The following is an 11,098-nucleotide window of genomic DNA, read 5'->3' as shown; positions in this document are numbered from 1 at the left end:
TCGGTTAAGTAAACGCAGGGAAACTTAAAAAATTATGCCTCCTTATTTTTTTGCGACCAACAAAAGTAACAATTCAGAAAGATTATACAAGATTTTTTAATGATAGTTATCAGCTAACAATTGACAGTTTTGTTTTTTTCAGTGTGAGAAAAAACAAAGCATCTATAAAAAGTAGGGAGGCGTTCCCCTTCAGAACGCCTCCCCGGTAAAAAAAACTGGTAATCCAAAAATTTTTTACTTCTTCACAATTATAAAATCAGACCTTCTGTTATAACTATGTTGTTCTTCAGTACATTTTACACCGTTTGAACATTTATTTCTCAGTCTGGTTTCACCATACCCTTTTACACTTTCAATGCGGGAAGGATCAATGCCTCTTGTAATAATATAATCATATGTTGCTTTAGCCCTGTTTTGCGAAAGCACAAGGTTATACTGATCTTTACCTCTCGAATCGGTATGTGATTCGATCTTAATCACTATTGAAGGGAAGTTTTTCATGACATACACCACTTTGTCAAGCTCCATTGAAGCCTGCTCGGTAATAGCATATTTATCATAATCAAAGTAAATCGGATTAATATCCACTTTCTCTACGTTATCTTCTTTCCTTACCAGATCAGCATAGTTAGAAAGCTCAAAATTCACATCTTTGGTTTCTTCTCCATTTTTCTTAGAAGTAGCAAGTTCTTTATCAGCCTTGGTATGGTTTTCTTTAGAAGCTTCTACTTTGATCTTGCTTCCGCAAGGCACCTTAACCTTATAGCTTCCGTCTTCACCGGTTTTGGCCGTAGCAATCACGTCGCCGTACTGATCATACACTTTGATATCCGCCTGATTTATAGCCATTTTATACTTCTGATTGGTAACCTTACCCGATACCCACTGTTCACACGGAGGTTCCTGTCTTGTAAAATAATAAATATCATCATCTCCCTTGCCTCCTGCCCTGTTCGATGAAAAATAACCATATTTATTACCCTTATCGATGATAAATGAAAAATCATCTTTTACGCTATTTACCTGTGCTCCAAGATTTTTAGGTTCGGAGTAATCTGAATCATTTACCCATCGGCTTTCAAATACATCCAGTCCTCCCATGCCATAATGCCCGTCAGACGAAAAGTACAGTATAGAATCATTCACAAAAGGAAACATTTCCCTCCCCGAAGTATTAATCTTAGGCCCAAGATTTTTAGGTTCACCAACTTTACCGTTAGCAAATACCTCCGCAACATAAATATCCGTATCGCCATAACCTCCCGGCATATCCGATGCAAAATATAAACGTTTCCCATCTGCTGATAAAGAAGGATGGCCAACTGAATAATCTTTGCTGTTAAACGGAAGCTTCTCAACATCTGTAAGCTTATCTCCGTTTACAGTTCCTTTAATGATCTCAAAATTATTTGTCCCTGCCTTGTCGTTAATGAGCTTATCATTTTTCTTTACCACATTAGCGCTGTAATATATTGTCTTCAGGTCGGATGAAAAAGTAAGTGTAGCATTATGATACTGCGACTGCTGATCCGGAATAAACTTTTTATCGTTAAAGAAAGAGCCATCTGCTGCATTTCTGTCGGCGACATAAAGTTCCAGGAAAGGCTGATCATTCCACGCATATACCTTATTTCCTAAATTAGTATCCTTACTTGATGAATACACTATCTGGTTACCATAAAAAGCAGCACCAAAATCAGACTTATCACTATTAGCCGCCAGATTAGATACTTTAAAGTTAGACGGTGCTTTGTTCAGGCTATCCAGGTATTTCTTCTGACTTATAAGAGTGTTTATCGCCGCCTGATCACCTTTGGCTTCAAGTCTTTTCTTCAGGAGTTCATCTGCCTTTGCAGCTTTGCCTTCGGCACGCAATGATTGTACATATCGATTAAACGTAACATCATCCATCGCACCGGCAGTAACACCATCAAGTTTTGCATACCAACGAAGAGCATCGGCCGTATTACCGGTATAGTAATAGGCATTAGCTACATTTGCAATAGTCCCTATACCGGGTTCCTTTTCTTTTTCGAGGTATTTCTCATACTCTTTAGCCGCATCTACATAAGCAAATTCGGCATATAACCTGTCAGCCTTTTTAGGCTTTGACTGAGCAAAACCGACAGTAATAAATAGTAACAGGCTGAATAAAATTAAATTTCTCTTCATGATGTAAATGTTTTAGAAAAACCTGGGCGATTTAATTCGGGCTGATTTGGGCACTGATTGAAATCTCAGGATAATCTCATGAGAACCATCATTGTATTTGTTCAGCTCTGTTACAGAATAGTCGTAAGAGTAACCTACAAAAAATGCTTTCGAAATCTGGAAGCCTACCAGTCCGCTTACAGAATCGTCAAAACGGTAAGCAGCACCCAGCGTAAGCCTTTCCTGCAACAGGAAGTTAGCTGAAAGATCAGCTGTAATTGGGGCTCCTGACACAATTTTTGCCATAAATGCAGGCTTGAATTTCAGGTTATCCGAAATATCGAACACATAACCTCCAATAACATAATAATGGAGCCTGTCCGAAACCTCGGCCTCTTTTACATCATCATAATAATCAGATCGGATAAAGTTTGGCACCGATAATCCTGCATACCATTTCTCTGCATAATAATAAACCCCGGCTCCCACCGACGGTGCTATTTTATTATTAATATTGGTATTTAGTAGCGGGTCTCCTCCCTGATAATATGTTCCTTTAGACCAGTCGATATTAAGCACTTTTGCTCCGGCTTTTAAACCAAAAGCAATTTTAGAATTAGCACTTACCGGTATGGTATACGAAAAGTTTCCGTCAAGGTAAACCTCTTTAGAAGGACCTATCTCGTCATTAACGGCACTAAAGCCAAGTCCTACTTTATCATTCACGGGCGAATGTATCGTTAATGCCTGTGTTGTTGGAGCTCCGTCTATACCTACCCATTGCGAACGATGCTGCAATGTGGCTTCAAGAAAACCAGGAGATCCTGTATAGCCCGGATTCACAGTCAGTGTGTTGTACATGTACTGTGTGTACTGGGGTTCCTGCTGTGCCTTAGCGCTAATAGCAGTAAGGATGATACATATCAGGAAATATCTATTTAGAATTGTTGAAGTGATTTTCATACTAAAATATATTTTTTGTTGATAATCAGGGACAGCAGCATAACTGCCGCCCCTTATTTATCTTCGTTTTATCTCGCAATATATAACCATCCTGTTTTCGTCTTACCATCTACCTCAAAGACGTAGAAGTATGTTCCTGCCGGAAGCTGCTCACCTTTTCTCACAACCCCATCCACATTGGCGGTTCCGTCAAAATCATTAGCATAAGCACCTTTGGTATAAACCAGCGATCCGTACCTGTTATATATCTCAAGCTTGTTGTTAGCGTAAAACTCTATACAATCAATCCTGAAATAATCGTTCATGCCGTCGTTATTAGGCGAAAACTCGTTATAAACAGTCAGACATGAAGGCTCCAGCGTTACTCTTGCCTCATTGTTGGCCAGATTGCTGTCTATTGGAGAAGAATCTAATATGTAAACTATGTTTTCATAATTTCCTCCAAACAGCACTTTAGCCTCAAGATCCATAACCGCCGATGCTCCTGCATCAAGTACAGGTATTGTCCATATACCGGTTGCCACGTCATAATTACCTGCACTTACCACTACATTTACATACTCATAACCGTCCGGAAGTACCTCACTAACAATTATATCTGCAAATTGGGCAGTACCGTCATTTGTCACCGTGATGGTAAAAATAACATTTTCGTTAATATTTGGAGCAACTATGTTAACAGTTTTCGCAATTCGAAGATCAGAACAACTTGTAATGTTAATCTCACGTTGAGCAGAAGCCTCTCCCGAACAACCATTAACATCTGTGTAAGAAACACTTACAAGCGCACTCCCTACCTCATTCCAGCGGATTGTTACACTGTTATCTGTCGCAGTTCCTCCTGCAATTATTTCGCCTCCAATAACTTCCCAAACATAATTGGTATTACCGGATTCTGTAGTATAAGTCACTTGCTGATCAAAACATGCTGTATCGCCGCCACCATTTATTGTAGCATCACTACCGCTATGAATCACTATGGTAATTTCAAGCCTCACAAGACTTTCACATCCTCCAACAGTAATCGAAGCATAGTATATGCCACTTTGCAGCACAGTATCATTACTTAGTGGTATACCCCCTGTAGCCGATGTATACCATACAACACCTGTTTCATTCACCTGGATGTCAGCAACTGTTGCGTTTTCACCTTCACAGAATTCCTGTGTCAGCTCTGTAGCAGTAGGTGTAACACCGGTATTTACTGTTACCGTAATAGCTAAGCGAGCCGTGCTCTCACAACCCGTTGCCGGATCGGTATAAGATGCATAATAAGTAGTACCGCTTACCAGTGGAGTATTAGCAGTCACTACACTTCCTCCCGTTGCGGAGGTATAGAACACAACGCCCGTCTCATTTACCTGAATATTTGCTACTGTAGGGCTATCAACAGCACAGAAATCCTGAGTTGTATCGCCGGTCGTTGGCGTAATACCATTGCTAACCGTTACAGTTACTGCAAGGCGAACAGCGCTGTCACAACCTCCGGGAGAAGTAATCGATCCATAGTAAGTAGCACCTGACACCAAAGCATCAGTAGATGCTACCGCTGTTCCTCCAGTTGGAGTAGTATACCAGGTAACACCCGGCTCATTTACCTGAAGATTTGCTACGGTTGGGTTATCAACTGCACAGAAATCCTGAGTAGTATCGCCTGTTGTTGGCGTTGTACCATCCTGAATGTTTACTGTTACAGCAAGCCTTACCGCACTCGGACATCCGTTGGCATTTATGATACTTGCATAATAAACTGCATTGTTAACAAGCGGTGTCGTATCCGGAACCACAGCTCCTCCCGTTGGAGCATCATACCATGTAACAGGATCTGAACCTATCATTGCTATATCGCCAACTGTAGGACTATCTGCCGCACAGAATAGCTGCGATGTACTTGTGGTTGCAGGAGTTGTTCCGTTATCCACACTAACCTGAATAGCAAGACGCACTGTACTTTCGCATCCAGTTGCAGGATCAGTATAAGAGGCATAATAGGTTGTTCCGTTTACAAGTGGTGTTGTAGCCGGTAATGCCATACCTCCTGTTGCAAGGGTATAATATACTACACCACTCTGATCTACCTCTATGCTTGCCAGTGTAGGCTGATCAGCACCACAAAAATCCTGAGTAGTATCACTTGTTGTTGGCGTAACGCCGTTATTTAAGCTAACTGTCACGGCAAGGCGGGTTGCGCTCTGGCAGTTGCCTACGGTAATGCTTCCGTAGTATGTAATGCCATCTCCTAACAATGTATTCGATGGTATTACAGTACCTGCCGTTGCTGCCGAGTACCAAACCACTCCCGTCTCATTTACCTGAAGATTTACTACCGTAGGCATTGCTGCTGTACAGAAATCCTGAGTAGCATCAAGCGTTGTAGGTGTTGGCGCATCCAGTACTGTTACCGTTACAGCTAGTCTTACCGAACTCTGACATCCGCTTGCAGCATCGGTTTGCGCGGCATAATAAGTAGTACCGCTTACCAATACTGTAGTAGAAGCTACAGCCGTTCCTCCTGTTGGAGCCGTATACCATGTTATACCCGCTTCATTCAACTGAATATTAGCTACAGTAGGATTGTTTTGTAAACAGAATTCCTGAGTAGTATCTAAAGTTGTTGGCGTTGGTGCATCACCCACTGTTACTGCTACTGCCAGCCTTACCGAACTTATACATCCGGTTGCTGCATTGGTAAGGGAACCATAATAAGTTGTACCATTTACCAGTGCTGTAGTTGCTGCTAGTGGTGTTCCCCCTGTTGCTGCCGTATACCAGGTTACTCCTGCCTCATTAGTTAGGATATTGGCTACCGTAGGGGCAGCGGCAGCACAAAAATCCTGAGTCATATCTGAAGTAGTTGGGGTTGGCGCATCGGTTACGGTTACGGTCACAGCAAGTCGCGTTGCGCTTTGGCAACCATTTGCTGCATTCGTAAGTGCTCCGTAATAAGTTGTTCCGGACACTAACGGAGTGGTTGCCGGTACAACACTACCGCCGGTAGCGGCTGTATACCATGTCACTCCTGTTTCGTTAGTCTGGATATTAGCTACTGTAGGTGTATTTACCACACAGAAATCCTGAGTACTATCTGTGGTTGTTGGTGTAGCTGCGTTGTTAACCGTTACGGTTACTGCCAGCCTTACCGAACTTATACAGCCTGTAGCAGCATCGGTTAATGATGCATAATAGGTTGTGCCCGATGCAAGTAATGTAGTATTTGAAACTATATTACCTCCGGTCATGGCATTGTACCATGTAACACCTGTCTCATTTACCTGAATATTAGCTACCGTAGGATTATTTATCAAACAGAAATCCTGAGTAGCATCCGGTGTAGTTGGTGTTGGCGCATTGCCTACAGTAACTGTTATTGCTAATCTTACTCCGCTGGTACAGCCACTTGCTGCGTCAAGTAAAGCTCCGTAGTAAGTCGCTCCGTTTACCAATGGGGTATTAGCCGCTATTATAGTTGTTCCTGTAGCAGTGCTGTACCATATCACACCTGTTTCATTTACCTGAATATTAGCTACCGTAGGATTGTTAAGCAAACAGAAATCCTGAGTAGTATCTAATGTTGTTGGTGTTGGAGCCGTACCCACAGTTACGGTTATCGCAAGGCGCACTGCACTTTGACATCCTGAAACCGCATCGGTAAGCGACGCATAATAGGTGGTTCCTGTCACCAGTGCCGTACTGGAAGGAACCACTGCTCCGCCCGTAGCTGCATTGTACCACGTTACACCTGTTTCATTTACCTGTATATTACTAACTGTCGGACTGTTTATCTGACAGAAATCCTGAGTAGCATCTAATGTTGTTGGCGTTGGTGCATTACCTACTGTTACAGTTACCGCAAGCCTTATCGAGCTTATACAGCCTGTAACACCATCGGTTAACACGCCATAATACGTAGAACCCGATACCAATGCCGTTACCGGTGGAACAATCACACCACCTGTTGGGGCAGAGTACCATACCACTCCAGGCTCGTTTGCCTGAATGTTAGCAACAGTAGGGCTATTTATCAAGCAGAAGCTTTGCATACTAGCAAGTGTTGTTGGCGTTGGCGCATCACCTACAGTTACAGCTACCGCTAGACGCACTGCACTTTGACATGTACCGTTTGTAAGCGATCCATAATAAGTTAGCCCAGACACCAGCGATTCTGATGCAGCTACCACATTTCCTCCCGTTGCAGCGTCATACCATATTACGCCTCCCTCATTCACCTGGATATTGGCTACTGTAGGGTTATTAGCTCGACAAAAATCCTGAGTAGTATCTAAAGTTGTTGGCGTTGGTGCATTACCCACGGTAACTGTTACCGCAAGCCTTACCGAACTTTCACAACCATTAGCGCCTGTTTGAGCTGCATAATATGTTGTACCATTTACAAGAGCTGTTGTACCAGGTATGGCTATACCTCCTGTTGGGACAGAGTACCATACTACCGATGTTCCGCTTACCTGTATGTTTGCAATAGTAGGATTATTGATTAAACAGAAGCTTTGTGAAGCATTAGTAGTTGTTGGCGGAAGCGTATCATTCAATGTTACGGTTATTGCCAGCCTTACAGGGCTTTCACAGCTATCAGCTGTTCTTAACTGAGCAGCATAATATGTTGTATTATTTGCTAATGCAGTTGTTAACGGTAATGCTGTTCCGCCTGTAGCAGCAGCATACCATACTATGCTGGTTTCATTTATCTGTAAGCTTGCCAGCGTAGGAGCAGTTACCACACAGAACTCCTGCGTAGGATCTAATGTAGTTGGCGTTGCTACCGGATTGATCAGACATGGGTCACACACTGTTCCTGTATTAGCATAGTTACCTGTATAGTCATTAGTTAATACAAATACATTGGCTATGTAGTTATTAAAGTCACCATTTGCCATTCCTGTATCTGTAGACTGAGGGTCTGATCCGTTGTTAAATAATCGTATTCCTACTGCACAACACTGACTGTTAGGCAGAACAAACGTGAACAACAACAGTTCCTGACCCGCCTGGAAGTTTACCCCACCACCCGAAGTAGCAATCGCGTGGAAATCATTTGCCGGCTGAGCACCCGGAGCATAAACCATAGAACTATCTGTCCACAGGCCTCCGTTTACACTAGTTATTGCTAATGCCACATTATCTATTGTTGCCGGAAGCAGCACCGAAACCTGGCTACCTCCTGCTATGTTATAATTGGTAGTAGTAAAGTTTGGCCTTGCATATACCTCATAAGTACAGGTAGCAGGATTGAATCGAACTGTAAGCTCAATTTCCGGAGTCACCGTACAATTAGGATTGCCCGGGTTAGGATCACAAGGGTTAAGTGGATTACTGCCGCCTGTAACCTCTGCTCCATCATTTAATCCATCACCATCACTATCAGGGTTTGTTGGGTTTGTACCTAAAGAGGTCTCAACAGAATTCACCAGTCCGTCATTATCCTGATCACAATTAGGAGAAGCCGGGTTTGGAGAACAAGGGTTAAGCGGATCAGATCCGTTAGTTACCTCATCACCATCGTTTATTCCGTCACCGTCGGTATCTGGGTTTGTAGAATTGGTAGACAATGTAGCTTCCTGAGCATTAGTCAGTCCGTCACCATCGCGATCGCAGGCAGCAAAATTTAGATTCGGGCTACATGGGCTAAGCGGATCACTGCCGTTAGTAACCTCAGCACCGTCATTTATTCCATCACCATCAGTATCAGCAACCGTTGGGTTTGTACCATTGGCTGTTTCCTGACTTGCGTTTAGTCCGTCGCCATCCTGGTCACAGGTCGCAAAATTCACATTTGGCGAACAAGGGCTTAACGGATCGCTTGAAGCCGTTACCTCAGCACCGTCATTTATTCCATCGCCGTCAGTATCGGCAACCGTTGGGTTTGTTCCCAAAGTTGCCTCCTGTTGGTTAGTAAGTCCGTCGCCATCCTGATCACAGGTTGGATAATTTACATTAGGGCTACATGGGCTAAGCGGATCAGTTCCGTTAGTAACTTCAGTACCATCATTTATTCCGTCGCCATCAGTATCAGGATTTATAGGGCTTGTACCGTTTGCTGTTTCCTGAGCATTGGTCAATCCGTCATTATCCTGATCACAGGTAGGAAAATTACCATTAGGACTACACGGACTAAGAGGATCGCTTCCATTAGCAACCTCAGCACCATCATTTATACCATCCCCATCGGTATCCGGATTCGTTGGATGCGTACCTGCAGTAGTTTCCTGAGCATTGGTTAATCCGTCGTTATCCTGATCACATAAAGGCGAACCTGCATTTGGAGAACAGGCATTTAGCGGATCAGTTCCATTGGTAACTTCGGTTCCGTCATTTATTCCGTCGCCATCGGTATCTGCCACTGTTGGATTAGTTCCGTTTGCAGCCTCCTGGGTATTATTAAGACCATCACCATCCTGGTCACATGGCCCTGCCGAAGGATTTGGCACACACGGGTTATTATCATCCGGATCTGATGCTGCCGGAGTTCCATCCTGATCAGCATCTGTAGGACAACCTAATGTTGGCACAGGACTACAAGGATCTAACGGATTGCTGCCATTAGCTACTTCAGTTCCGTCATTAATCCCGTCACCATCGGTATCCGGATTGGTTGGATTCGTAGTAAGGTTTGCCTCCTGGGCATTGGTAAGTCCGTCACTATCCTGATCACACGGCCCTGCATTTACATTAGGACTACATGGGTTTAACGGATTGCTACCATTAGTAATTTCTGTACCATCATTAATGCCATCACCATCGGTATCAGGGTTGGCTGGGTTAGTACCTGCGGTAGTCTCCTGAGTATTGGTTAAACCATCTCCATCCTGATCACATGGACCCGCACTTGCATTTGGTGAACATGGGTTTAACGGATCACTGCCATTGGTAACCTCAGTACCATCATTTATTCCGTCGCCATCGGTATCAGCAACTGTTGGGTTAGTACCCGCCGATGCTTCCTGAGTATTGGTTAATCCGTCGCTATCCTGATCACATGGGCCTGCACTTGCATTTGGCGAACATGGATTTAGCGGATCGCTCGAATTGGTAACCTCAGTACCATCATTTATACCGTCTCCATCAGTATCGGCAACCGTAGGATTTGTACCTGCCGTAGCTTCCTGAGCATTCGTTAACCCATCACCGTCCTGATCGCACAACGGCGAACTCGCATTAGGTGAACAGGCGCTTAACGGATTGCTTCCGGCTGTAACCTCAGCACCATCATTTATACCATCGCCATCGGTATCGGCAACAGTAGGGTTAGTACCTAAGGTTGCTTCCTGGGCATTGGTAAGTCCGTCGCTGTCCTGATCACAGGTTGCGAAGGCTGCGTTGGGTACACAGGGATTGTTATCGTCCGGATCGGTAGTTGCACCTACCCCATCGCCATCAGCATCTATAATAGTACATACCGTACCGGTATTACTGTAATTGGTTCCGTAGTAATCCTGAAGATCGAATACATTACTCAGGTAGTTCCTGAAATCAGCACCGTTCATCCCGGCAGCTGCCGAAAGAGGATCGGATGCATTATTAAATATTCTTGCTCCGTTTACACATCCCTCGGTAATAGTAAATCTGAAAAGCAACAGCTCAGTGGCTGCTGTAAAGTTTACCATTGAGCCATTAGTAGCTATACCGTGAAAATCGTGTGTTGCATCTGCAGCCGGTGCATATACCTGTGAGTTATCAACCCACGGGCCACCATTAACCGAGGTTATGCCTATACCCGTATTTGTTACCGTTGCCGGAAGTACTACCGTTATCTGGCTACCACCCCCAAAAAAGAAGTTATTTTGGGTAAAGGTTGGCCTGGCGTATACTTCGTACGTATTTGTAGCGGAAACATATTTCAGGGTAAGGTCAATTTGCTGCGAAAAGAGGTATTGGGCAGGCATAAAGAGCCCCACCAATACTAGTATCTTAAGTATAAAACTTTTCATACGCTAATTGTATATGGTTTTTAATAGGATTGTAAATAAAA

3 protein-coding genes are annotated in these 11,098 nt (G+C 43.7%); all 3 read right to left on the bottom strand.

What is annotated here, in order from left to right:
- Nucleotides 1–234 precede the first annotated feature (234 nt).
- Nucleotides 235–2,172 (bottom strand): OmpA family protein, encoded by a 1,938-nt coding sequence (locus DEU42_RS10510; RefSeq protein ID WP_114758261.1) that lies wholly within the window; start codon nt 2,170–2,172, stop codon nt 235–237.
- A gap of 12 nt (nt 2,173–2,184) precedes the next feature.
- Nucleotides 2,185–3,114, bottom strand: coding sequence for a type IX secretion system membrane protein PorP/SprF (locus tag DEU42_RS10505; protein ID WP_114758260.1), 930 nt, complete (start codon nt 3,112–3,114; stop codon nt 2,185–2,187).
- A gap of 68 nt (nt 3,115–3,182) precedes the next feature.
- Entirely contained in the window at nt 3,183–11,057 is a 7,875-nt protein-coding gene (locus tag DEU42_RS10500; protein ID WP_114758259.1) for a gliding motility-associated C-terminal domain-containing protein, read from the bottom strand.
- Between the last annotated feature and the right edge of the window lie 41 nt (nt 11,058–11,098).

Source organism: Flavobacterium sp. AG291, assembly GCF_003350375.1.
GTDB lineage: Bacteria > Bacteroidota > Bacteroidia > Flavobacteriales > Flavobacteriaceae > Flavobacterium > Flavobacterium suzhouense.
Note: the sequence above shows the minus strand (reverse complement) of the source record. Positions and strands in the feature narration are given on the sequence as shown.